General features: G+C 68.8%; 17 protein-coding genes. 7 read left to right on the top strand and 10 right to left on the bottom strand.

Features of this window, described 5'->3' with window-relative positions:
• Positions 1 to 37 precede the first annotated feature (37 nt).
• A complete protein-coding gene (locus NR810_RS22750; protein WP_257455363.1) occupies positions 38 to 1,822 on the bottom strand; it encodes a fatty acyl-AMP ligase in 1,785 nt (594 codons plus the stop codon).
• 379 nt (positions 1,823 to 2,201) lie between these two features.
• Positions 2,202 to 3,293: a glycosyltransferase family 4 protein gene (locus tag NR810_RS22745; RefSeq protein WP_257455361.1), complete on the bottom strand. Its 1,092-nt coding sequence runs from the start codon at positions 3,291 to 3,293 to the stop codon at positions 2,202 to 2,204.
• A 43-nt stretch (positions 3,294 to 3,336) separates the two neighbouring features.
• Here NR810_RS22745 and NR810_RS22740 point away from each other — a divergent pair, with 43 nt between their 5' ends.
• A complete protein-coding gene (locus NR810_RS22740; protein WP_257455359.1) occupies positions 3,337 to 5,580 on the top strand; it encodes a glycosyltransferase family 4 protein in 2,244 nt (747 codons plus the stop codon).
• Positions 5,577 to 6,068 carry a hypothetical protein gene (locus NR810_RS22735; RefSeq protein ID WP_257455358.1) on the top strand — a complete coding sequence of 164 codons (492 nt, stop codon included), beginning with the start codon at positions 5,577 to 5,579 and terminating at the stop codon, positions 6,066 to 6,068. The genes NR810_RS22740 and NR810_RS22735 overlap by 4 nt, the downstream gene beginning before the upstream one ends.
• A 15-nt stretch (positions 6,069 to 6,083) precedes the next feature.
• On the opposite strand, the gene NR810_RS22730 is transcribed toward NR810_RS22735, so the two are convergent.
• A complete protein-coding gene (locus NR810_RS22730; RefSeq protein ID WP_257455356.1) occupies positions 6,084 to 6,842 on the bottom strand; it encodes a class I SAM-dependent methyltransferase in 759 nt (252 codons plus the stop codon).
• A 95-nt stretch (positions 6,843 to 6,937) separates the two neighbouring features.
• Here NR810_RS22730 and NR810_RS22725 point away from each other — a divergent pair, with 95 nt between their 5' ends.
• The 3 genes from NR810_RS22725 to NR810_RS22715 all read left to right on the top strand — a co-directional run bounded on the left by NR810_RS22725 (position 6,938) and on the right by NR810_RS22715 (position 13,865).
• Positions 6,938 to 9,175 carry a YfhO family protein gene (locus tag NR810_RS22725; RefSeq protein WP_257455355.1) on the top strand — a complete coding sequence of 746 codons (2,238 nt, stop codon included), beginning with the start codon at positions 6,938 to 6,940 and terminating at the stop codon, positions 9,173 to 9,175.
• Positions 9,176 to 9,208: 33 nt separating this feature from the next.
• On the top strand, positions 9,209 to 9,973 hold the full coding sequence (locus NR810_RS22720; RefSeq protein ID WP_257455354.1) for a glycosyltransferase: 765 nt from the start codon (positions 9,209 to 9,211) through the stop codon (positions 9,971 to 9,973).
• A gap of 103 nt (positions 9,974 to 10,076) precedes the next feature.
• Entirely contained in the window at positions 10,077 to 13,865 is a 3,789-nt protein-coding gene (locus NR810_RS22715) for an FAD-dependent oxidoreductase (RefSeq protein WP_257455352.1), read from the top strand.
• A 62-nt stretch (positions 13,866 to 13,927) separates the two neighbouring features.
• On the opposite strand, the gene NR810_RS22710 is transcribed toward NR810_RS22715, so the two are convergent.
• Positions 13,928 to 14,608 carry a hypothetical protein gene (locus NR810_RS22710; RefSeq protein ID WP_257455351.1) on the bottom strand — a complete coding sequence of 227 codons (681 nt, stop codon included), beginning with the start codon at positions 14,606 to 14,608 and terminating at the stop codon, positions 13,928 to 13,930.
• A gap of 216 nt (positions 14,609 to 14,824) precedes the next feature.
• Between NR810_RS22710 and NR810_RS22705 the strand changes: the two genes are divergently transcribed.
• Together NR810_RS22705 and cyaY are read left to right on the top strand one after the other, a co-directional pair.
• On the top strand, positions 14,825 to 15,337 hold the full coding sequence (locus NR810_RS22705; protein ID WP_257455350.1) for a SixA phosphatase family protein: 513 nt from the start codon (positions 14,825 to 14,827) through the stop codon (positions 15,335 to 15,337).
• A 1-nt stretch (position 15,338) separates the two neighbouring features.
• Entirely contained in the window at positions 15,339 to 15,671 is a 333-nt protein-coding gene (gene cyaY / locus NR810_RS22700) for an iron donor protein CyaY (RefSeq protein WP_257455349.1), read from the top strand.
• An 82-nt stretch (positions 15,672 to 15,753) separates the two neighbouring features.
• Here cyaY and NR810_RS22695 read toward each other — a convergent pair whose 3' ends face one another.
• The 6 genes from NR810_RS22695 to secA all read right to left on the bottom strand — a co-directional run bounded on the left by NR810_RS22695 (position 15,754) and on the right by secA (position 23,036).
• A complete protein-coding gene (locus NR810_RS22695; RefSeq protein WP_257455348.1) occupies positions 15,754 to 16,695 on the bottom strand; it encodes a response regulator in 942 nt (313 codons plus the stop codon).
• Position 16,696: 1 nt separating this feature from the next.
• Positions 16,697 to 17,251 (bottom strand): ribosome recycling factor, encoded by a 555-nt coding sequence (frr, locus tag NR810_RS22690; protein ID WP_204220596.1) that lies wholly within the window; start codon positions 17,249 to 17,251, stop codon positions 16,697 to 16,699.
• Between the two features lie 40 nt (positions 17,252 to 17,291).
• Positions 17,292 to 18,044, bottom strand: coding sequence for a UMP kinase (gene pyrH / locus NR810_RS22685; protein WP_257455347.1), 753 nt, complete (start codon positions 18,042 to 18,044; stop codon positions 17,292 to 17,294).
• Positions 18,045 to 18,211: 167 nt separating this feature from the next.
• A complete protein-coding gene (gene tsf / locus NR810_RS22680) occupies positions 18,212 to 18,865 on the bottom strand; it encodes a translation elongation factor Ts (RefSeq protein ID WP_257455346.1) in 654 nt (217 codons plus the stop codon).
• A gap of 143 nt (positions 18,866 to 19,008) precedes the next feature.
• Positions 19,009 to 19,971 carry a 30S ribosomal protein S2 gene (gene rpsB, locus NR810_RS22675; protein WP_257455344.1) on the bottom strand — a complete coding sequence of 321 codons (963 nt, stop codon included), beginning with the start codon at positions 19,969 to 19,971 and terminating at the stop codon, positions 19,009 to 19,011.
• Positions 19,972 to 20,195: 224 nt separating this feature from the next.
• Complete coding sequence (gene secA / locus NR810_RS22670) at positions 20,196 to 23,036, bottom strand: preprotein translocase subunit SecA (RefSeq protein WP_257455343.1); 2,841 nt, start codon at positions 23,034 to 23,036, stop codon at positions 20,196 to 20,198.
• Between the last annotated feature and the right edge of the window lie 210 nt (positions 23,037 to 23,246).

Genomic DNA, 23,246 nt, shown 5'->3' with positions numbered 1-23,246 from the left:
TGTCATGCACTCCGGCTGGGTCGAGGAGGTGGTTGGTTTACTTGAAGAGGACGGCCTTCAAATAGTTTGTCTGGCTGATGACGACCTGCTTGAGGGTGTCGGTAACGTTCGTCTCTCGCGCGCTCTGCCGCTCATGCAACTCGCCCCTCTCGTACAGCTCACGCGTCTTGGTGCGCTGCAGCTTGCCGCTGGACGTCTTGGGGAGTTGCCCGGGCTGGAGTACCACCACTTCGTGGAGCGCGACGCCCAGCGAGGCCTGTACCGTCCGGACGACAGCCAAGGGATCGAACGAGGCCGGGTCGGCGATCTCCACCGCCAGAACGATCCGCTCCAAACCCTCGCCCGCGTCAGAAGCCTCGTGCGTGCCGAAGGCGACGAGGTTGCCCTTGCGCACTCCCGGGACGGTGGTGGCCACGTGTTCGATGTCCTGCGGGAAGTAGTTGCGGCCGTTGAGGATGATCATCTCCTTGAGCCGGCCGCAGACGTGGAGCTCACCGTTGAGGATGAAGCCAAGGTCGCCCGTGCGCAGATACTCGCCGGCGAACACCTGGGCCGTCGCCTCCGGGTCGCCCCAATACTCCTTCATGACGCTGGGGCCGGCGATGCGGATCTCCCCGATATGCCCATCGGGAAGGGGGGACGCGCTGGTCTCATCCGTCAGGTCGAAAATGGACAGCTTGTGGCCGGTGAAGGGCTTGCCACACGCGACGATCTCCAACGCCCCCTCCAGCTGCCTGGGCGGGAGGGCGACGCGCTCCTCGCTCAGCCGGGTGTGGTCCACGGGCGTCGACGGCAACCCCCCGCCCGGCCTCCCCAGCGTGATGGCCAGCGAGGACTCGGCCATGCCGTACATGGGCAGCAGGGCTTCGGCACGGAAACCCTGGGGCGCGAAGGCCGTGGCGAAGCGCCGCAGGACTTCCGCGCGGATGGGCTCACCGCCGCACCCGGCGATACGCCAGGCGGACAGATCCAGTCCTTGCCGTTGCGCCTCCGGGATGCGCTTGACCGCCAGGGCGAAGGCGAAATTGGGCGCACAGGAGATAGAAGCGCGGTACTTGCTGAGGGCCTCCAGCCACATCAGCGGCCGCTGTAGGAAGTTCAGCGGCGGGATGAACGCAACAGGCCGTTGGTAGAACAGCGGGCCCAGCAAGAAGCCGATGAGCCCCATGTCGTGGAAGAGGGGAAGCCAGGAGACGCCCACGTCCTCGGACGTCACCCGAAAGCCCTCCTCCATGAAGCAGCGGATGTTGGCCGCCAGGTTCCGGTGGGTGACGGTGACCCCCTTGGGATTGGACGTGGAGCCACTGGTGAACTGGAGAAAAGCCGCGTCGTCCAGATTCACCTGCCGGGGCTGCATGGGTGCGGCGGCGTCCGCGAGCGACTCGACGGAGATGATGCCGCGCACGCTCTCGCACTGACCCTGCACCGTGCCGAGCAGGAGCTTGATCTTCGCGTTCGTCACCACCGCCGCCGCGCCACTCCGCCTGACGATGTGCCGCACGTTCTCGAGGTAGCCGTCCAGCTGACCGAGCCCATGCATCGGGTAGATGGGCACGGGGATGATTCCCACGCGAATGGCTCCCAGGAATGTGAGGATGAACTCGTCATTCTCCGGGAGGATGATGGCAATCCGTTCGCCCTGCTTCAGCCCCGCCGCCTGCAGCGCGCCGGCACGGGCCGCGGTCTGCTCGGCCAATTCCGGGAACGTGATGAGCCGGGTCTGTTCGGTGTTGCCGCTCCGACTCACGAACGAGAAGCCAATGCGCGCATCAGCGCCCGTCAATCGCTCCACCACCGCCGCGACAGTCACTTCCTTGGCCATCCGGAATGCCCCCGACGACGCGAACGACAGCCCGATGATGCGGTTACGTCAGACTTGCTGACATACTCCTCATCCACGCCTGCGCAGCTGACCGACAACCAGACATGTGTGCTTGATGCTTCGGCAAACCAGGATGCACGGAATGCCTACCGCGAGCGCAACCCTGGTCCTGCCCTACCCGACCACGTGCGCACCGGGCCTCCGCGAACCCCATAACAACGGGCAGTCAAATACCACTAAACTGCCCGTGAAGCAATACTGACCCCTCCCCATGAGGTGAGAACCCCATTCTGTTAAGCATTGAACCCGATAGGAATTGCACCGCTGGAAACTTTCAAGATTGGCGATGAGCACATCGATTCTCGATGTGACCCATGCACTACCGCCGCAGTGCCGCCTCGTAGGCCGCGAGCGTCTCGTCCGCGCAGCGCGCCCAGGTGAAACGCGCCGCCTGCTTGCGCCCCGCCTCCGACCAGCGCCGCCGCTCCGCGTCCGATTGCAGCAGCCGCTCCAGCGCCTCCGCCAGGCCCTCCGCGTCGTCCGGCCGCACCGCCAGAGCCCCCTCGCCACACACCTCCGGCGTCGCCCCCGTCGTCGACACGATGGCCGGCGTCCCCAGCCGCATCGCCTCCAGCGGCGGCAGCCCGAAGCCCTCGTAGCGCGAGGGGAACGCGAACACCGTCGCCCTCCGCATCAGCTCGTAGAACACCTGCTCGGACTGGTAGCCCAGCGGCCGGATGTCATGGCCCTCGGAGCGCATGCTCGCCACGCGCGACTCCACCGAGCCCGAGCCGAACCACCTCTGTCCCACCAGCACCAGCGCCGCCGGCCGTCCCCGCGCCTTCAGCCGCTCGAGCGCGTCCAGCACCAGGCTCACGTTCTTGCGCACGTCCAGCGAGCCCGCGTACAGCACGAAGCGGGACGGCAGCGACAGCGTGCGCAGGTAGGCCTCCGCGGTGGCGTCAGGCACGTAGCGGTCCACGTGGTCCACCCCGTTGTAGGCCACCGTCACCTTGTCCGAGACCTCGGGGTGGCGCGCCAACAGGTCCTCCCGGGTGCACGCGCTCACGCAGAGGATGCGGTCCGCCACCTGGACACTCCGGGCGAGCCACAGGCGGAACTGCCAGCGGTAGGCCCGGGAGACCGTCTCGGGCATCGACAGCGGAATCAGGTCGTGAACGGTGAGGACGTAGGGCTTGCCGGGGGTGCGCACCAACGGGAGGTTGAAGTTGCCGAGCGCGTGGTACAGCCGCGCCTCCGTCTCGCGCAGCGCCCGGGGCAGCCGGCCCAGCACGTAGGCCGTGCGCCCCATGCGGCCACGCGGGTCCTCCCCGGACACCCGGGCCCCCAATCGCCGCAATCGCACGCCCCGCGTCTCCAGTGCGTCCGCCAGACAACGGGTGTACAGGCCGATGCCCGTGGTGGGCTCGTCCCACAGGCTCGCATCGAAAGCGACAGGACCGATGGACACGGGGCGCCTCATAACACGGCGCTGTGATAGGCAGGGTCCCCCTATGGCGGTCCATCAGCTGATTCCGAGCTTCGTGGCCGGAGACGCCTCCGGACAGGCGGCGCTGCACCTGCAACTCCTGCTGCGCCGGCTGGGCCACTCCGGCGAGCTGTACGCGGGCGAGGTGGGCCCCGGCCTGGACTCCCTCGCGCACCCCGTCTCGGCGCTGCGCCCGGCCCCGGACGACCTCGTCCTCTACCACCACGGCATCTCCTCGCCGCTGAGCAGCCGGCTGCTGCACCTGCCCTGCCGCCGCGGCGTCGTCTTCCACAACATCAGCCCCGCGAGCTTCTACGCGGGCACCCCGCTCGCCGAGGCGCTCCTCACCGGGCGGGCGCAGCTGGCCGCCATGGCCCCCTTCGTGGACGTGGCCCTCGGCGTGTCGGACTACAACTCCGCCGAGCTGCGCGAGGCCGGCTACCGCGACGTCCACACCGTCCCCCTCTTCGTCGAGCCCGGGCGCTTCTCCGAGGCCAACGCGGACAAGGCCCTGCTGCGGCGCCTGGCGGGCACGGGCCCCGTGGTGCTCTCGGTGAGCCGCGTGGCGCCGCACAAGCGCTTCGAGGACCTGCTCGCGCTGCACGCGGAGCTGCTGAAGCTGCGGCCCGAGGCGCGCCTGCTCCTGGTGGGCGGCTACGAGCCGGGCAGCCGCTACTTCAAGTCGCTCCAGCGCACCGCGCGCGAGCTGTCCGGGGTGCACTTCCTCGGGCGGCTCAACCACGCGGAGCTGGTGGCCGCGTACCGCACCGCGGACGTCTTCGTCTCCATGAGCGAGCACGAGGGCTTCGGCGTCCCGCTCATCGAGGCCATGGCGGCGGAGGTGCCGGTGCTGGCCTACGCGGCGGCGGCCGTGCCGGAGACGCTCGGGGGCGCGGGCATCGCCTTCGACCAGAAACGCTTCGCCTTCCTCGCCGAGCTGGTGGTGGACCTGTGCGAGGACCTGTCGTTGCGCGAGCGCCTGCTCGCGGGCCAGGCCCGGCGGCTCGGGCACTTCTCCGCCGAGGAGAGCCAGAAGGCCCTCGCCAAGGCCCTGGGCGGGGACAGACGGCCCGGGCGCCGCGCGCCGCCCAGGAAGAAGCCCCGGGTGGGCGTGGTGGTGCAGCGCTACGGCGAGGTGACGGGCGGTGCCGAGCGCCACGCGCAGCAGGTGGTGGAGCAACTGGCACCGCACTGGGAGCTGACGGTCCTCACCACGTGCGCGAAGAACCACCTCACCTGGGAGAACGTCTTCCCGCCGGGCGAGGAGCAGGACGCGCACGTGAAGGGTGTCCGGGTGCTGCGCTTCCCGGTGACACGCGTGCGCCACATCCGCCCGTTCAACGCGCTGTCGAAGCAGGTGTTCGACAAGCCCAACGAGCGGCTGCGCGAGGAGCACTGGGTGGCCGAGCAGGGCCCGCTGGCCCCCGGCCTGCTCGAGCACCTGGACGCGCACGGAGCGGACTACGACGGCTTCGTCTTCTTCACCTACCTGTACGCGCCCACCGTGTGGGGCCTGCCCATGGTGGCGGAGCGCTCGCTGCTCGTCCCCACGGCGCACGACGAGCCGCCCATCCGCTTCGGCGTGTACGCGGACGTCTTCGAGCGACCGCGCGCCCTGCTGTGCAACACCCCCGAGGAGGTGGAGCTCATCGGGCGCTACTACCCGGACCACGCGCCCGCGCGGGTGGTGGGGGTGGGAGTGGACGTGCCGGCGAAGGTGGACCCCCAGCGCTTCCGCGAGAAGTACGGGGTGCGCAACCCCTACCTGCTCTACGTGGGGCGGCTGGAGGCCGGCAAGGGCATCCCCGAGCTGCTCGCGCACCACCGGGAGCTGAAGGGGCGCTTCCACGACGCGCCGGACCTGGTGCTCGCGGGCGAGGCGCACATGGAGCTGCGGGGCGAGGGCGTGCGCCACGTCGGCCGCATCAGCGAACAGGACAAGTACGACGCGCTGGCCGGTGCGCTGGCGGTGGCGGTGCCCTCGCGCTTCGAGAGCCTCTCGCTGCTCACGCTGGAGGCCTTCGCCTCGGGCACGCCGGTGCTCGTCAACGCGTACTCGGAGGTGCTGGTGGGCCAGGTGGAGCGCAGCCGGGCGGGCCGGACGTACAAGGACCTCGACTCGTTCATCCAGGGCCTGCGTGAGGTGGGCGAGCACCGCGCCACGCTGAGCCGGCGCGCGAAGTCCTTCGCCGCGAAGTACACGTGGCCCCGGGTGGTGGACGCCTACCGGGAAGAGCTGGATTCCATCCTCAGGGAGAAGAGCCGATGAAGCTGATGGGACGGGACATCCCCGCGCGCGAGCTGCTCGCGCGCATCGAGGAGCGCCTGCGCACGCGGGGGCTGCCCACCTCGGAGCCTGTGGACGTGCCCACCCAGGGCGTGGAGCCCCGGGTGGATCCGCTCTCCTTCAACCTCCAGGCGCTGGAGGAGAACGCGGACGCCACGCGCCCCCTGCCGCTGCACACCCACCGGGGTGGCGCGGGCCAGCTCGTGCTGGTGGCCAAGTGGGCCTTCCGCAAGACGTGCCAGGTGCTCATCAACGAGACGCTCTCGCGCCAGCGCGTCTTCAACGGCCACGTGCGCGACTCGTACGCGCAGCTGTCCGCCGAGGTGATTCGTCTGCGCGGCGAGGTGGAGGCCCTGCGCGCCGCCCAGGCCGCCACGCCCCCGGCCAGGAGCTCGCCGGCCGCGGAGACGCCGTCCGCCCCGTCCCGCCCGAAGCGCCCGGCGAAGCAGCGCCGGGCCTCCGAGGAGTAGCCCGCGGGGAGGGCCTCAGCTCTCCTGTTCGGAGGAAGCCACCGCCACCAGCGAGACGCCGAAGGGCAGCGAGACGCGCGGCACCAGGTGGCGCTCGCTGCTGAAGACGGCCTCCAGCACCTGGTTGGCCAGTCCCATGTCGCGCGCCATCGTGACGTCCGAGCGCAACTGGTTCTTGCGCTGCGCCGGCATCACGCGCTCCAGCAGGCGCACCGCGGCGATGGCCGGGAACAGGAAGCTGTTGAAGAAGGAGGACCAGCGCAGGCGCAGCCCCGCGGCCGAGAGGTGCTCGGCGAGCAGCTCCAGGGAGTAGCGGCGCTGGTGGTGGTGCACCACGTCGTGCTGGCTCCACAAGAAGGCGTGCGCCGGGACGGTGAGCACCAGCCGCCCCTCGGGCCCCAGCACCGAGCGGATGCCCCGGAGCGCCCCCACCACGTCGGGGATGTGCTCGAGCACGTCGAAGGCCGTCACCACGTCATAGCGGCCCGGGGGAACGGCCTCCGGGAGATGTCCCTGGTGGATCGGGAAGTCCGGCCCGAGCCGCTTGCGGCACAGCGCCAGCGCGTCCGGGGAGGCCTCGAGTCCCTCGACCTGGCCGAAGCGCTGGAGGAGCGGGATGTTGCCGCCCGTGCCGCATCCGACGTCCAGGATTCGCCGGTCCGGCACGGCAGGCAGGTGCTGACGCAGCACGACCTCGATGACATTGCGGCGGCCCCGGAACCACCAGTGGTGGTCCTCGAGCCGGGCCATTTCCTCATAGAGGTGGGCTTCCATGAAGGCCCCTCCATAGCCCACCCTTCCCGCCTTGGACAGGGGCACCTCGCCGCTCGGCCGGTGACCTTTTTGGCGGTGGAAGGTAGACAGGCCGGGTGTCCACCCCTTCCCCGCCCGCTCGCCCCCCCCTCGTGCGCCGCCTGACAGTCCTGGTGCCGGGGCTGCTGGTGGCCATCGCGGTGCTCGCCTTCCACCGCCGCGTGCTCGCCCCTGGCATGGCCTTCGCCAGCGAGGACCTGCGCGAGTACTTCATCCCCGTTCGAGCCCTCCTCCAACACACCGTCCGGGGCGGAGACTGGCCCTTCTGGCAGCGCTCCATCTACGCGGGCTTCCCGCTGTGGAGCTCGGGCGAGGCGGGCCTCTTCCTGCCCACCACCTGGCTGTACTTCCCGCTGGACGCCGCACGCGCGCTGACGCTCGGCTCGCTCACCCACCTGGTGGTGGCCGCGCTCGGCATGTTCACCTGGCTGCGCCACCGGGGCCGGAGCGTGGGGGCCGCCATGGCCGGTGCCTTCATCGTGGCGCTCGGCGGCTTCACCACGGTGCACCTGGACCACTGGACGTTCAGCGCGACGCTGGCGCCGCTGCCGTGGACGCTGCTGGCGGTGGACGTGGCCCTGCGGCGGGGCCTCTCCCCGAGCCTCTTCCTGGGCGCGGCCCTGGGGGTCGCCGGGCTGTGGTTCGGCGGCGCGGCCCAGCTCGCCTACTTCGCCACGCTCCTCGTCGGCGGCTACGTGGCCCTCCAGGTGCTCGGCACGCGGGGGCGGGCGTGGCCGTTGCTGCTCGTCCTCCCCGCGGGCCTGCTGCTGGCGGCCCCCCTCATCCTCGCGGGTGCCGAGTTCAGCGCGAACAGCCCGCGCGCCGGAGGCATGACGCTGCGGTGGGCCGCCTTCTACCACTGGCCGGATCCGCGAGCCCTGGCCCTGCTGCTCTTCCCCGACGCCTGGGGCCGGGTGTCCTCCTACGGCGGTCCGTTCAACTACTGGGAGATGACGGGCTACGTCGGCCTGCCCGCGCTGGTGCTCGTCCTCACCACCCGGCCCCGGGGAATGGGCTGGTACTTCCTGGGGGTGCTGGCCTTCTCGCTCCTCGTCTGCTTCGGCACCGAGACGCCCCTCTACGGGCTGCTCTTCCACCACCTGCCGGGCTTCGACAAGCTGCGCGTGGCCACGCGCGCGCTCTTCCTCGCCAACTTCGCCGCGGCCCTCCTCACGGCCGATGCGCTCGACGGGCTCGCCGAGCGGCGGCGCTGGTGGCAGGGCGCCCAGGTGGTGGCCGGGGCCCTGGTGCTGCTCGGGGTGGCGCTCTGGTTGGCGCGGCGGGCCGGGTCCCTGGAGTTCCGAGTGGAGGAGCTGCGCGCCAACGTGCCCTGGACGGTGGGCGTGCTCGCCGTGTTCGCCGCATGGGTGGCCGCGCGGCATGTGCCGAGGTGGCCGGCGCACCTCTTCCCCCTGGGCGCGGCGCTGCTCGTCCTCGTGGATCTGCACCACGCCTACGGCGGATACATGCCCGTGTCACGCACACGGGTGCTGAACCGGCAGTACCCGCGCCTGCCCGCGGAGGGCGGCCGGGTGGTGCACTTCGGCTTCAACCCCAACCTCGCCGCCGCCTCGGGCGTCGAGGGAGTCAATGGCTACAGCCAGCTCCTGGTGGACCGCGTCTACGACCTGCTCTACGCGACGCGCGACGGGGGCTTCTTCGTCACCTCCCAGGCTCGCGTGGACGACGAGTACGGCAAGCTGCGCATGATTCCGGGCAGCCCCCTCTTCTCCCTCTTCGCCGCGCCCCGCCTCGTCACCACCGGCCCGGTGGGAGGTCTCCCGTTTCCGCCCCACCGTGACGGACCCTTCTGGCAGTACACGGTGCCGGCGTTGCCGCTCGCCTTCTGGAGCCAGCGTTACGAGGTGCTGAGCGCCTCGGACTTCCGCCAGCAGCTGAACCGCTTCCGGCCGGAGGAGACGGTCACCGTGGAGCCCTCCGACGTACCGCTCCCGCCCTCCGCCACCCAGCACCCCTTCCGTCCGGCCACCGTCACCGCGCGGGGACCCAACCACACGGAGATGACGGTGGAGGCACCGGCTCCGGGGTTGTTGACGGTGATGGACCCGTGGTTCCCCGGCTGGAGTGCCGAGGTGGACGGCAAGCCCGCCCCCGTGTTGCGCGCCGACTACGCCTTCATGGCGGTGCCCGTCCCGGAGGGGACGCACCGGGTGGTGCTGCGCTACGTGCCGGCCACCCTGTGGTCCGGATTGACGGGCGTGCTCTGCGTGCTCGCGGGCACCGGAGGATGGGCCTGGGTCCGGCGCCGCCGGGCCTCCCCTGGGAACCGTTGACGGACCTGGGGGCCCGTGCTTCAAGGCGGCCCCGTGACTCCGCCAACCGTCAGCGTGGTGATTCCCGCGTACAACGAGGGCATCCGACTTCCGGCCTTCGTGGAGCAGCTCACGCGGGCCTGTCTCGCCACCCCCTCGCCCGTCCTGGAGCTCGTCGTCTCCGATGATGGGAGCACTCCGGAGCACGTGGAGAAGGAGCGGGCGAGCGTCGAAGCCGCCCAGGCCCGGCTGACCGAGGCCGGCTCGCCCCACCGCTTCCGCTTCGTCGCGGCCGAGCGCAATGGCGGCAAGGGCTCGGCCATCCGTCTGGGCTGGCGGGAGTCCGACCCCCGGGCCGAGTGGCTGGCCTTCGTGGACGCCGACGGGGCCGTGAGCGCGGAGGAGTTCCTGCGCATGGCCACCCTGGCGACCACCACCCCGGCCATCGACGTGGTGGTGGGCTCGCGCATCCGGATGGCGGGGCGCCATGTGGAGCGCAGCCTCTTCCGGCACCTGCAGGGGCGCATCTTCGCCACATTGACGGACATGCGCTTCCGGCTCGGCTACTACGACACACAGTGTGGGGCGAAGCTCTTCCGGGCGTCGATGCTGCGGCCGCTGCTGGACCGGCTCCAGGAGCAGCGTTGGCTCATCGACGTGGAGCTGCTCGCCCTCATGGACCAGCAGGGCGCCCGGCCACTCGAGGTGCCGGTCGACTGGGTGGACACCGGGGAGTCGAAGGTGCGCTTCGGGGTGGATGCGGCCCGGATGTTCTGGGGGTTGAGAGAAATGCACCGGCGGTTGAACCGTCCCCAGTAGCCACACTGATCGAGCACGCTTGCTTTCCAATCGGTAAGCCGCGAAATAGGCGCGGTCTGGTGACCGTTTTCGCCTGGTTGCCTTCCCCAACACCCCCAGTGACATGCGTCCCTTGACCGCTCTTCCTACCAACGACGGCCCTACACTGACCCTCGGCATCCCTGGCTTCGGCTTCGAGGACCTGTACCGCCCGCGCGGCCTGCGTCGCCTGTCCGAGCGCTTCGACGAGCAGCTCGCCGCCGACGAGCCCGAGCTCTTCAAGACCTTCGAGGCCTACCGGAAGTCCGGTGGCAAGAGCGTCACCGGCCCCGCCGAGTCCGAGCTGCTCATCCGCGTGGCGCGCCACGTGTCCGCCTTCGTGACGAGGCTCTTCGGCCTCGAGACGGACGTGGACCGGCTGGCCCGCCACCTGAAGGGCGAGCTGCCGCTCTTCGACTTCAAGCGCGAGTTCATCACCCGCCGGGTCTTCAAGAAGGGCGCGGCGGACCGCCCCACGCTGGCCGAGTACCCCTCGCTGGACGCGCGGATGCGGCTGATGCTGTCGCTCGCCTTCCCCGAGGCCCTGGCCAACGAGGACGTGGAGCGCGCCCTGGCCGAGGCCATCCTCACGCTGATGGACCTGGAGCGGCTCTTCTCGGGCAGCTCGGGCAACCTGCCACCGCTGACGCCGGAGCAGTCCGAGGCGCTGCGCGCGAAGTGGACGGGTGTGCGGGTGGCGCTGCTGTCCTCGCCCGAGGGCAAGGACGCCTTCGGCTCCAGCCTGGTCACCCAGGGGGATGACGCGGCGGAGCTGCAGTCGGTGCGCAACCTGCTGTCGCTGGCGGACCGCTGGACGTACGCCCGCGCGCTGCACCCGGAGATGAAGGAGCTGTTCCACAAGTGGCCCACGCACCGGGTGCCCAAGCCGCTGGTGTTCGACCAGCTGGTGCAGCTGGAGCGGCCGGACGAGAAGCTGCCGGAGATCACCCAGGGCTCGGACCACCACCTGCGCTACCGGGACGGCTTCAAGCTGACGGATCCGCGCGGCACGCCCCGCGAGGTGATGGGCGAGGTGGACTATTGCGTCATCTGCCACGAGCGCGAGAAGGACTCGTGCTCCAAGGGCTTCAAGGCGAAGGATCCGGTCATCGAGGGCCACTCCTTCAAGAAGAACCCGCTGGGCATTCCGCTCACCGGCTGCCCGCTGGACGAGCGCATCTCGGAGGCGCACGCGCTCAAGCGCGAGGGCAACTCGCTGGCGTCGCTGGCGGTGGTGATGGTGGACAACCCGATGTGCCCGGGCACCGGCCACCGCATCTGCAACGACTGCATGAAGGCCTGCATCTTCCAGAAGCAGGAGCCGGTCAACATCCCCATGGTGGAGACGGCGGCGCTGACGGACGTGCTGGCGCTGCCCTGGGGCTTCGAGATCTACGGCCTGCTCACGCGCTGGAACCCGCTGAACGTGCGCCGCCCGTACGCGCTGCCGTACGTGGGCCGCAACGTGCTGGTGGTGGGCCTGGGCCCGGCGGGCTACACGCTCTCGCACTACCTGCTCAACGAGGGCTTCGGCGTCACGGGAATCGACGGCCTGAAGATCGAGCCCTTCGAGGACGAGCTGGTGGGCCGCAACGGCAAGGCGATGAGGCCCATCCGTGACTGGAAGGCGCTCACGCGCGAGCTGGACGAGCGCATCCAGGAGGGCTTCGGCGGGGTGTCCGAGTACGGCATCACCGTGCGCTGGGACAAGAACTTCCTCACGCTGATGCACCTGACGCTGGAGCGGCGGCAGAACCTGCGCATCTACGGCGGCATCCGCTTCGGTGGCACGCTGACGATCGAAGACGCGTGGAAGATGGGCTTCGACCACATCGCCATCGCCGCGGGAGCGGGCAAGCCCACCATCATCGGGATGAAGAACAACCTCATCCGGGGCATCCGCAAGGCGAGCGACTTCCTGATGGCGCTGCAGCTCACGGGCGCCTTCAAGAGGGACTCGCTGGCGAACCTGCAGGTGCAGCTGCCGGCGATCGTCATCGGCGGAGGCCTGACGGGCATCGATACGGCCACGGAGCTGCTGGCCTACTACCCGGTGCAGGTGGAGAAGACGCTGGAGCGCCACGAGAAGCTGGTGGCGGAGCTGGGCGAGGAGGCCGTGCTCGCGCGCATGGACGCCGAGGAGAAGGCCACCTACCAGACGTTCCTGGAGCACGGCCGTGCGGTGCGGGCCGAGCGGGAGAGCGCGCAGGCCGAGGGCCGGGCGCCGGACTTCATCCGCCTGGTGCGCAACTGGGGCGGCGTGAGCCTGGTGTACCGGCGGAGCCTGACGGAGTCGCCGGCCTACCGTCTCAACCACGAGGAAGTGGTGAAGGCGCTGGAGGAAGGCATCCGCTTCATCGAGCGCATGAGCCCGGTGGAGGCGATGCCGGACGAGAAGGGGGCGGTGAAGGCCATCCGCTTCGAGCGCATGGTGACGAAGGACGGCAAGCTGCGGGGCAGCGGCGAGTTCTTCGAGCTGCCGGCGCGCACGGTGTGCGTGGCGGCGGGCACGGCGCCCAACGTGACGTACGAGAAGGAGTACCCGGGGACGTTCGAGCTGGACGAGAACGGCGAGTACTTCAAGAGCTACGAGCTGGCGGAGGAGGCGGAGGGCTTCGGCCTGGCGCCGGTGAAGCCGGTGGAGGACATCGCGGCGAAGGTGGGCTTCTTCACCTCGTACCGGAAGGACGGGCACTTCATCTCGTACTTCGGCGACAACCACCCCACGTACGCGGGCAACGTGGTGAAGGCCATGGCGAGCGCGAAGGACGGCTACCCCGAGGTGGCACGTCTGTACGCGAAGGAAGTGGCGGGGCTGGACTTCGACGACGAGCTGGCGCAGGTGCGGCGTGACGAGAAGCTGGCGGCGCACTTCGCGAAGCAGGACGAGGCCTTCCTGGCCAGGGTGGTGACGGTCAACCGGCTCACGCCCACCATCGTGGAGGTGGTGGTGAAGGCGCCGTTCGCGGCGCAGCACTTCGAGCCCGGCCAGTTCTACCGGCTGCAGAACTTCGAGCGGACGGCGACGGTGGTGGACGGCGTGCGCCTGACGATGGAGGGCCTGGCGCTCACGGGCGCGTGGGTGGACAAGGAGAAGGGGCTGATGGGCACCATCGTGTTGGAGATGGGCTCCTCGTCCCGGTTGTGCGCCGCGCTGAAGCCGGGCGAGCCGGTGGTGGTGATGGGCCCCACGGGCGCGCCCACGGAGATCGGCCACAACGAGACGGTGCTGCTGGTGGGCGGAGGCCTGGGCAACGCGGTGCTCTTCTCGATTGCGCGCTCGCTGAAGGCGGCGGGGTGCAAGGTGGTGTACTTCGCCGGCTTCCGGCAGCGCTCGGACGTGTTCAAGCGCGAGGAGATCGAGGCGGCCACGGACCAGGTGGTGTGGTCGGTGGATGCCGGAGAGCTCATCGAGACGACGCGGCCACAGGACTCGGCGTTCCGGGGCAACGTGGTGCAGGCGATGCTGGCCTACGCCAAGGGTGAGCTGGGCGTGGCGCCGGTGGCGTCCTTCAAGGACGTGAACCGGGTGATCGCCATCGGCTCGGACCGGATGATGAGGGCGGTGCAGGAGGCGCGGCACGGGGTGCTGCAGCCGTACCTGAACCCCGAGCACGAGGCGATCGGCTCCATCAACTCGCCGATGCAGTGCATGATGAAGGAGATCTGCGCGCAGTGCCTCCAGCGGCACGTGGATCCGCGGACGGGCAAGGAGACGTGGGTGTTCTCCTGCTTCAACCAGGATCAGCGGCTGGACCAGGTGGACTTCGTGAACCTGAACCAGCGTCTGCGAGGCAACACGGTGCTGGAGAAGGTAGCGGACCTGTACCTGGCGCAGCTGCTGAAGAAGGTCCCCGGTCTGCGCCGGGTGTAGTTCCCGAGAGCCCTCCCCCACCCCTCTCCCTCCGGGAGAGGGGTGGGGTGAGGGTACCGGAGCTACTGCGACTTCGCGCCGAAGGACCGGAGCATGTCCTGGTAGTTGAGCATGAGGTCCTGCTCGCGAGTGAGCACGAGGTCCACGTTGGCATCTCCGTGCACCTTGCGAACGGCCACGAGCTTCTCCGTCTCCTCGAGGCGCTTGCGCATGGCGTCGATCTGCGGAGCCAGCTCCTTCTGCTGCTCCGGGTTGAGCCGGGCGCGCATCGCCTCGAGCTTCTCGAGCTCGCCCGCGAGATCCAACATGGCGGACATGTGCCGCTGGGTGATGACGTCGGTGACCAGGGCGCCGATGCGGTTGACGTCCAGCTCCGAGAGGCCGGCCTCGCGGCGGGCCTTGGCCTCGGACTCGGCCTTGCTCTCGATGGCCTTCATGGACGCGCTCAGGTCGGCGACGTCCTTGCCCGAGTCCACGCGGGCCTTGGCGTCCTGGAGGGCCTTGTTCATGGCCGCGTAGGCATCCAGCACCTTGCGTTGGTAGCCGACGTAGGCATCCAGCTTCGCCTGGGTGAGGACGTAGGGCTTGCCGTCATCGACGTCCTGGAAGTCCCCGGCCGAGGCCTCCGGCGAGTCCTTGTCGGCCGCCGCCCCGGTCTCCTCCCGGGCAGGCACGGGGGCCGGGTCCTTCTTGCAGCCGGCGAGCATCCCCGCGGCGAACAGCACCCACAGCAGCTTGCGCATCCACACTCCTCCAGGGCTTCTCCCGGATTGAGAAAGGGGCGGAGTATACGCCCGTACATGGCCGGAGGAACCGAGTCCCTCCCGGGCCGATGCACCCTGGCCGCCTGCTCCCCAACGGGCGAGGCCACCACCAGCGAACATTCGCCGCATTACCTTTGACCAACCCGGTCGCGGTCGTGTACGAACCGCGGTTCGTTCGGTTGCGGTGGAGGCACCTTGAGGATCTTCCTGGTAAGGCATGGCGAAGCGGACGCGGAGGCTCCCGAGGGACTCGGGGACGAGGCGCGCTCGCTCACGGCCAAGGCCCGAGCCAGCACGGCCGCGCATTTCGCGTCGCTGGCGGAGCGTATCGGTACCGTGTCGCTCGTGCTGACGAGCCCGCTGGTGCGCACGGTGCAGACGGCACAGATGCTCTCCACGGTGCTCAAGCACGAGGGCACGCTGCGCGCCCATCGCTGCCTCCTGCCGGACATGCCGGTGGGGTCCGTGACGCCCGTCATCGACGAGCACGCCAACGAGAACATCGTGCTGGTGGGCCACCAGCCCTCCATGGGCGCCCTGGCCGCTCATCTGCTGGGCATGCAGTCCTTCCCCAAGCAGGTCAACCCGGGCACCGTCATCGCCATCGAGCGTCCGGAGCCCACCGAGCCCGGCGCCGCTCCCGCTCCCGCGAAGCTGCTGTTCTTCGCCGCCCCGGGCCAGCAGGTGCTGGACGTCATCCAGCCGTAGCATGATCGACGAAGCCGTCTACAACCAGCTCATCGCCGCGGCGTTCAAGCGCATCGTCGCCGCCGCGGATGCGCTCGATCCGGACGTGCTGGAGGCCGAGAGTACCGGTGACATGGTCACCCTCACCGCGGCCTCGCGCGAGAAGTGCATCGTCAACACCCAGCGCGCCGTGCGGCAGATCTGGGTCGCCGGCCGCGGCCAGGGCATCCACTTCTCCTATGACTCCGCCACGGGCTCGTGGCTGGACGACAAGGGCAAGGGGCTCGAGCTGTTCCGCTTCGTGGCGGACGTGGTGCGGGAGATCTCCGGCGAGGAGCTCGAGTACCCCTCCTGACCCCAAGGGTCTCAACCTGGGTTGCTCGGGACCCTCACCCCGACCCTCTCCCGGAGGGAGAGGGAGGGTCGGTGGGTCTGGGTTACTCCGTCGGGGTTGGGGGCACCGGACGGCCACCTTCGATACGGTCTCCTCCCGCCGCCTGCGCTCGCCTCAGTGAGTCCCCGGCTTCCTTCATGAGCGTGCCGAAACTCACCTGCGCCTGCCCCTTCACCGCCGCCGGCTCGAACACCGCCAACCCCAGCGACGCCGTCAGCCCCGGCACCGACTCCACTTCCTTCACCCGCTGCAACAGCCGCTCCGCCACGATGATCGCCCCTTCGTAGGGCGTGTGCGGCAGGAACACGATGAAGCGCCCCTCGGCGAACGGCACCGCCAGGTCGATGTCCCGCAGCGCCTCGGCCAGCTTCCGGAGGATCTCCGCCAACGCCGACGTGCGCTGCGGCCCCGGCAATGGCGCCACCCGCTCCGCGAAGCGATCCGGCTCCAACATCAGGAAGGAGATGGGGTAGCGGTAACGCCGGCTGCGCTTCACCTCCATGAGGAGCAGCCGCTTGAGGAAGTCCAGGTCCGGTGAGGACCCGGCCGGCACCGGCTCGCGCCGGACACCCGCCGACTGCTGCATCTGCAGCTCGGCGCGGATCTGCGCCACCGCTTCCCGCGAGTGCGCGACCTGCATCATCAGGTTCACGCACGACACCACCGTGGCCCGCTTCAGCGGCCCCACCAGGCACGCCTCCGCGCCCGCGGCCGCCGCCCGCGACTCCGGCTGCTCCTCCTCCGGCAGGTACAGCAGGAGCACCGGAATGCCCGGCGCTTCCTCCTTCAACTGCCGGCAGAGCCCCTCGCCATCGAAGCCGTCCGACACGGATGCCATGACCACCGCGGGTGCCAGCTCGCGCACCCGGGCCAGGGCCTCCTGGACATCTCCCACCACCGTCACCTCGTGGTGGGCACTCTCCAGGAACCTGCGCAGCGCCCCGGCGATCGAGGCGGACGGCTCCGCGACGAGGATGAAGGCCATCTCAGACCTCCATCACTTCCTTCTCCTTCTTGGAGATGATCTCGTCGACCTTCTTCACCCCGTCGTCCGTCTCCTTCTGCACCTTCTCGGTCAGGCGCTTGGAGTCGTCCTCGGTGATCTTCTTGTCCTTGAGCTGCGCCTTGATGGCCTCGTTGGCGTCGCGGCGGATGTTGCGGATGGCGACCTTGTGGTCCTCGCCCTTGGTCTTCACCTGCTTGGCGATCTCCTTGCGCCGCTCCTCGGTGAGCGGGGGGAAGGGCAGGCGGATGACCTCACCGTCGTTCATCGGGTTGATGCCGAGGTTGGCCTCGCGGATCGCCTTCTCGATGTCCTTGAGGACCGTGCGCTCCCACGGCTTGATGACGATGAGCCGGGGCTCGGGCGAGGTGATGTTGGCCACCCCGCTCAGCGGCGTGGGCGTGCCGTAGTAGTCCACCCGGATGCCATCCAGCAGATTGGGGCTGGCCCGGCCGGTGCGCACCTTCGTGAGCTCCTTGCGCAGATCATCGAGCGTCTTGTCGATACGGCTCTTCAGTTCGGTCACGGCGTCTGCCATGTGCAGGTCTCCTTATGAAGCGTCCGTGCTTCTTCTCAGCTCAGGCCCAGGCCGTCTCGCCCACGCCCACCACGGTTCCGATCTCTCCCGCATCGCCAAGGATGGCCTTGCGGATGTTACCGCGCTGGGTGAGGTCGAAGACGATGATCGGCAGCTTGTTGTCCATGCAGAGCGAGATGGCCGTGGAGTCCATCACGTTCAGGTTCTGCTTGAGGACATCCATGTACGTCAGCGTCCGGTAGCGCCGGGCCGCGGGGTCCTTCTTCGGATCCGCGTTGTAGATGCCATCCACCTTGGTGGCCTTGAGGATGACCTCGGCGTTGATCTCCATGGCACGCAGCGAGGCGGCCGTGTCCGTCGTGAAGTACGGGTTGCCGGTGCCCGCCGCGAAGATGACGATGCGGCCCTTCTCCAGGTGACGCACCGCGCGCCGGCGGATGTAGGGCTCGGCGATCTGCTCCATCTTGATGGCCGACAGCACTCGCGTGTGGCAGCCCTGCTTCTCGAGCGCGTCCTGCATCGCCATGGAGTTGATGCAGGTGGCGAGCATGCCCATGTAGTCGGCGCTCGCGCGGTCCATGCCCTCGGTGGAGCCCGCCACGCCGCGGAAGATGTTGCCTCCGCCGATGACCACCGCCATCTCCACGCCCGCCTCCACCACCTCCTTCAACTCCGAGGCGATACGCGTCAGCGTGGGAGGATGGATGCCGTACTTCCCCTCCCCCATCAGGGCTTCGCCCGACAGCTTGAGGAGGATGCGCTTGTAACGATGGGCCGTGGCTGGAGCGGACATTGGTCCCGCTTCTATCCCTCGACCCGGCGGCGATCAACGCCGGAGTGGCTCCGCCGTCCGCCAGTGGCCCCTCTCCTGCCCGGTCCCCGCAATGGCGAGGGCCGCGCCGCCCCGGAATATCCGGAACGCGCGGCCCCCTGGCGGCGCTCCCGTGGAGCGCCAGACGGCTAGGCCTGGCCCAGCGTCTTGGCCACCTCGGCGGCCAGGTCGTCCTTCTTCTTCTCGATGCCCTCGCCCACCTCGTAGCGGACGAAGCGGCGCACGGCGACCTTCTCGCCGATCTTCGCCGCGCGCTCGGTGATCATCTCACCGACTTTCTTCTTGTCGTCCTTCACCCAGGGCTGGTCCACCAGGCACACCTGCTCGAAGTACTTCTCCACCTTGCCCACGAGGATCTTGTCCCACATGGCCTCGGGCTTGCCCTGCTGCTTGAGCAGCGCGCGCTGGATCTCCTTCTCCTTCTCCAGCTGGTCCACGGGGACCTCCTCGCGGCGCACGTACTTGGGGCTGGTCGCGGCGACCTGCATGGCCACGTCCTTCACCAGGTCCTGGAAGTCGGTGTTGCGGGCGACGAAGTCCGTCTCGCAGTTGACCTCCACGATGACGCCGATGCGGCCACCGTGGACGTAGGTGCCGATGACGCCCTCGGCCGCCACGCGGCCCTCCTTGCTACCGGCCTTGGCGATGCCCTTCTTGCGCAGCCACTCCTCGGCCTTGGCGAAGTCGCCACCGGTCTCGGCGAGCGCCTTCTTGCAATCCATCATGCCCGCGCCGGTCTTCTCGCGGAGCTCCTTCACCATCGTGGCGCTGACCTCGGCCATGTTCGTCTCCAGTACACCCTCCGCGGACACCGGGAGGGGCGTTCAGGTTTGAGGGTACTGCGGGGATTGAAAACGAAAAGCCGGGCGGCGACCACGCGCCGCCCGGCTGGACTTCTCGCGCCCCGGCAAGGAGCGCGGCGGCGTTACTCGGCGGCGGTCTCCCCGCCCTCGCCACCCTCGGAGGCCTCACCCGCGGCAGCGGCGGGAGCAGAGCCCTTCATCTCCACGAGGGGACCGCGGCGGTCACCACCCCGGTCACCACCACGGCGGTCACCGCGGTCGTTGCGGCGCGGCCCACGGCGGTCACCGCGGTCATCGCGGCGCTCATCACGGCCCTCGCGAGCCTCCTCCTCGTCACGGTCGGCCGCCCCGCTGGCGCGGTAACGGGCCCCGCCCTCGATGCAGGACTCGGCCACCTTCGAGGTGAAGAGCTTGATGGAGCGGATGGCGTCGTCGTTGCCCGGGATGACGAAGTCGATGCCGTCCGGGTCGCAGTTGGTGTCCACCACGCCAATGACCGGGATGCCGAGGCGGTTGGCCTCGTGCACGGCGATGTGCTCCTTCTTCGGGTCGATCACGAAGATGCACTTGGGCAGCTTGGTCATCTCCTTCACGCCGCCCAGGTTCTTCTCCAGCTTCTCGCGCTCACGCTCGAGGGCCGCCACTTCCTTCTTGGGAAGACGGTCGAAGGTGCCGTCCTCCTTCATCTTCTCCAGGGTCTTCAGCCGATCGATGCCCTGCTTGATCGTCTTGAAGTTGGTCAGCGTGCCACCCAGCCAGCGGCTGGTGACGAAGAACTGACCGGCGCGGCGCGCCTCCTCCTGGATGACGTCCTGCGCCTGCTTCTTGGTGCCCACGAAGAGCACCGAGCCGCCACGGGCCGTGATGTCCGCCACGAAGCGGAAGGCCGACCGGGCCAGGTTGACCGTCTTCTGCAGGTCGATGATGTAGATGCCGTTGCGGGCGCCGAAGATGTACGGCTTCATCTTCGGGTTCCAGCGCTTCGTCTGGTGGCCGAAGTGAACACCGGCCTCCAGGAGCTGCCGCATCGTGATACCGCCGGCGGCGGCCATGGCCTGCTGCTGCGTCGTGTCTTGGGTTTCCATCTCGGTTCTTCCTCCACGCTCGCGTGAAATCCGGCCGTTGTTTCCCTGACAGGAAGCACCGAGGGCCGGCACGAGCGTGTGCGTAGTGGGTTGACTGAAACAGCGAACCCGCCATCAGCCTGGGCTGGTGACGGGCGCGCTTCTCTAACAGAACCCCTCCGGGCGGTGCAAGCTTCGCAACGCCCGGTGTGGGTCAATGGACGGCTGCCGGGCAGCCGGGTGGCCTAGACGCTCGCCTCGTCGGCGGCACCGTGGCACTTCTTGTACTTCTTGCCGCTGCCGCAGGGGCACGGATCGTTCCGGCCCACCTTGGGACCCCCGGCGGGACCGGTGGCCTGGCGGGGGGCGGCCGCACGCGGCGCGGCGGGCTCGGCCAGCTTGCCCTCGGCGTCCGCGCGGCCCTCCTGCATCTGGCGCTGACGCTGGACCATCTGCCGGGCCAGCCGGGCCGCCTCCTCGGCGGCGGCGGAGGCGCCCTTGGCCTGCACCCGCATCATCTGGCTCACGAACTGCGAGCTGATGGCGCTGAGCATCTGCATGAAGCCGTTGTAGCCCTCCTTCTTGTACTCCTGCTTCGGATCCTTCTGCCCGTAGCCGCGCAGGCCGATGCCCTGGCGCAGGTGGTCCATCGCCAGCAGGTGGTCCTTCCACAGCGTGTCGATGGTGACCAGGTAGCGCACCTGGAGGAAGCGCAGGAACTCCTCGCCGAACTCCTCCTCGCGGGTCTGGATGACCTTCTCCGCGGCCTTGTAGATGTCCTCCTGGATCTCCTCGCGCGAGCCGGCCTTGAGGAAGGACAGCTCCAGGTTGAGCGTCTCCTTCACGCCGCGCGAGAGCGCCTCCAGGTCCCACGAAGCGGGGTTGCGCGACGGGCAGTAGGTGTCGGTGAGGGAGACGATGACGTCCTCCACCGCGTCCAGCGTCATCTCCTTGAAGTCCGCCCACGAGATGGTCCGCTCGGAGCGCACCTTCACCCGCGTCTTCGGCTCCTCGTCGTACTCGACGAGCGGGATGCCAGCACCGGCGGCCAGCACCTTGCGGCGCAGCTTGTAGATGGTGCGCCGCTGCTGGTTCATCACGTCGTCGTACTCGAGCAGGTTCTTGCGGATGTCGAAGTTGTGACCCTCGACCCGGCGCTGGGCGCTCTCGATGGCGCGGCTGAGCCACACGTGCTCGATGACCTCGCCCTCCTCCATGCCCAGGCGCTCCATCAGGCCCGAGATGCGCTCGGACCCGAAGATGCGCATCAGGTCGTCCTCGAGCGACAGGTAGAAGCGGCTGCCACCGGGGTCACCCTGGCGGCCGGCGCGGCCACGCAGCTGGTTGTCGATGCGGCGCGACTCGTGGCGCTCGGTGCCGATGATGAACAGACCGCCGGCCTGCGTCACCTCCTCGCGCTCCTTCGCCGTCTGCTCCTTGAACCGGGCCAGCGTCGCCTCGAAGCGCTGCTTGTGCTCGGCGAGCGCCGCCTGGTACGCGGTCAGGTCCACCGTCTGGCCATCCGCCGCCGGAGGAGGAGGCGGCTGGGGCTCGGGGCCCACCTCGGCCTTGGCCATCACCTCGGGGTTGCCGCCCAGGAGGATGTCCGTGCCGCGGCCGGCCATGTTGGTGGAGATGGTGACGGCGCCCTTGCGGCCCGCCTGCGCGACGATGTCCGCCTCGCGCTCGTGCTGCTTGGCGTTGAGCACGTTGTGGGGGATGCCCTGCTTCTTGAGGAAGTTGGCCACCACCTCGCTCTTGGCGATGGACACCGTACCCACCAGCACGGGCTGCCCCTTCTTGTGCAGCTCCGCGATGTCCTTGGCCACCGCCTCGAACTTCTCGCGCTCCGTCTTGTAGACCACGTCCTGCAGGTCCTGACGGACCATGGGCCGGTTGGTGGGCACCACCCGGACCTCGAGGTTGTAGATCTTCGCGAACTCCTCGGCCTCGGTGTCGGCGGTGCCGGTCATGCCCGAGAGCTTGGAGTACATGCGGAAGTAGTTCTGGAACGAGATGGTCGCCAGCGTCTGGTTCTCGTTCTCGATCTTCACGCCCTCCTTGGCCTCGACGGCCTGGTGCAGGCCATCCGACCAGCGGCGTCCGGCCATCAGTCGGCCGGTGAACTCGTCGACGATGACGACCTCGCCGTCACGCACCACGTAGTCGCGGTCACGCTTGTAGAGCGTGTGGGCGCGCAGCGCCTGCTCCACGTGGTGGAGCGTCTCGATCTCGCTCGGGTCGTACAGGTTGCCGATCTTCAGCCGCTGCTGGATCTTCTCGATGCCCGCGTCGGTGAGGGACACCGACTTGTGCTTCTCGTCCAGGATGTAGTCCTGGTCCGGCACCAGCCCTGGGATGACCTTGTCGACGTTGTAGTACTTGTCGGTGGTGTCCTCGGTGGGGCCCGAGATGATGAGCGGAGTACGGGCCTCGTCGATGAGGATGGAGTCCACCTCGTCCACCAGGGCGTAGTTCAGCTCGCGCTGGACGTAGTCCTGCAGACGGAACTTCATGTTGTCGCGCAGGTAGTCGAAGCCGAACTCGTTGTTCTGCCCGTAGGTGATGTCCGCCCGGTAGGACTCCTGGCGCTGACGGTCGTTCAGCTCATGGAGGATGCAGCCGGTGGTCATGCCCAGGAAGCGGTGCACGCGGCCCATCCACTCCGAGTCGCGCCGGGCCAGGTAGTCGTTCACCGTCACCACGTGAACACCACGGCCGGACAGGGCGTTGAGGTACGAGGGCAGCGTGGCGGTGAGCGTCTTGCCCTCACCGGTGCGCATCTCCGCGATACACCCCTGGTGCAGGAACATGCCGCCGATCATCTGCACGTCGTAGTGCCGCTGGCCGATCACCCGGCGAGCGGCCTCGCGCACGATGGCGAAGGCGTCGAACAGCAGGTCGTCCAGCGGGCGACCGTTCTGCACCTCCTGCTTCATCCGTGCCGTGGCGGCGGGGAAATCCTCATCCTTCAACGCCCGCATCTTGCTTTCCAGCTCGTTGATGCGGGCTACCTTCGGGAGCGCTTTCTTGAGCTCGCGCTCATTCTTCGTCCCGATGATCTTCTTCAGCGTCCATTCGATCATGCGATTCTGACTCTCTCGCCGGAGAATCCTCGATAGGACGCGGCGAGTGAAGGGAAATCCCTGGATTGTAGGTGGGATGCAGGAAGGAAACCACGCGTTTCCCCCGCGTCATTCCACTTGGCAGGCAGCCGTGCGAGAGGCAGGACAGAGTAAAGCGGAACCGAGGCCAAGCAATGCCCTCCCGTAGAAAAGATGCTCGTCGCCCCACGA

Origin of the sequence: Archangium lipolyticum (assembly GCF_024623785.1) — a bacterium.
GTDB lineage: Bacteria > Myxococcota > Myxococcia > Myxococcales > Myxococcaceae > Archangium > Archangium lipolyticum.
The sequence above is the reverse complement of the archived record's forward strand: the minus strand, read 5'-3'. Positions and strand labels throughout refer to the sequence as shown.

What these genes read in the sequence shown, in the direction of transcription:
- NR810_RS22750 (WP_257455363.1), bottom strand. Translation starts at nt 1,822, where the DNA reads ATGGCCAAGGAAGTGACTGTCGCGGCGGTGGTGGAGCGATTGACGGGC.
- NR810_RS22740 (WP_257455359.1), top strand. Translation starts at nt 3,337, where the DNA reads ATGGCGGTCCATCAGCTGATTCCGAGCTTCGTGGCCGGAGACGCCTCC.
- NR810_RS22735 (WP_257455358.1), top strand. Translation starts at nt 5,577, where the DNA reads ATGAAGCTGATGGGACGGGACATCCCCGCGCGCGAGCTGCTCGCGCGC.
- NR810_RS22730 (WP_257455356.1), bottom strand. Translation starts at nt 6,842, where the DNA reads ATGGAAGCCCACCTCTATGAGGAAATGGCCCGGCTCGAGGACCACCAC.
- NR810_RS22715 (WP_257455352.1), top strand. Translation starts at nt 10,077, where the DNA reads ATGCGTCCCTTGACCGCTCTTCCTACCAACGACGGCCCTACACTGACC.
- NR810_RS22710 (WP_257455351.1), bottom strand. Translation starts at nt 14,608, where the DNA reads ATGCGCAAGCTGCTGTGGGTGCTGTTCGCCGCGGGGATGCTCGCCGGC.
- cyaY (WP_257455349.1), top strand. Translation starts at nt 15,339, where the DNA reads ATGATCGACGAAGCCGTCTACAACCAGCTCATCGCCGCGGCGTTCAAG.
- NR810_RS22695 (WP_257455348.1), bottom strand. Translation starts at nt 16,695, where the DNA reads ATGGCCTTCATCCTCGTCGCGGAGCCGTCCGCCTCGATCGCCGGGGCG.
- frr (WP_204220596.1), bottom strand. Translation starts at nt 17,251, where the DNA reads ATGGCAGACGCCGTGACCGAACTGAAGAGCCGTATCGACAAGACGCTC.
- pyrH (WP_257455347.1), bottom strand. Translation starts at nt 18,044, where the DNA reads ATGTCCGCTCCAGCCACGGCCCATCGTTACAAGCGCATCCTCCTCAAG.
- tsf (WP_257455346.1), bottom strand. Translation starts at nt 18,865, where the DNA reads ATGGCCGAGGTCAGCGCCACGATGGTGAAGGAGCTCCGCGAGAAGACC.
- rpsB (WP_257455344.1), bottom strand. Translation starts at nt 19,971, where the DNA reads ATGGAAACCCAAGACACGACGCAGCAGCAGGCCATGGCCGCCGCCGGC.
- secA (WP_257455343.1), bottom strand. Translation starts at nt 23,036, where the DNA reads ATGATCGAATGGACGCTGAAGAAGATCATCGGGACGAAGAATGAGCGC.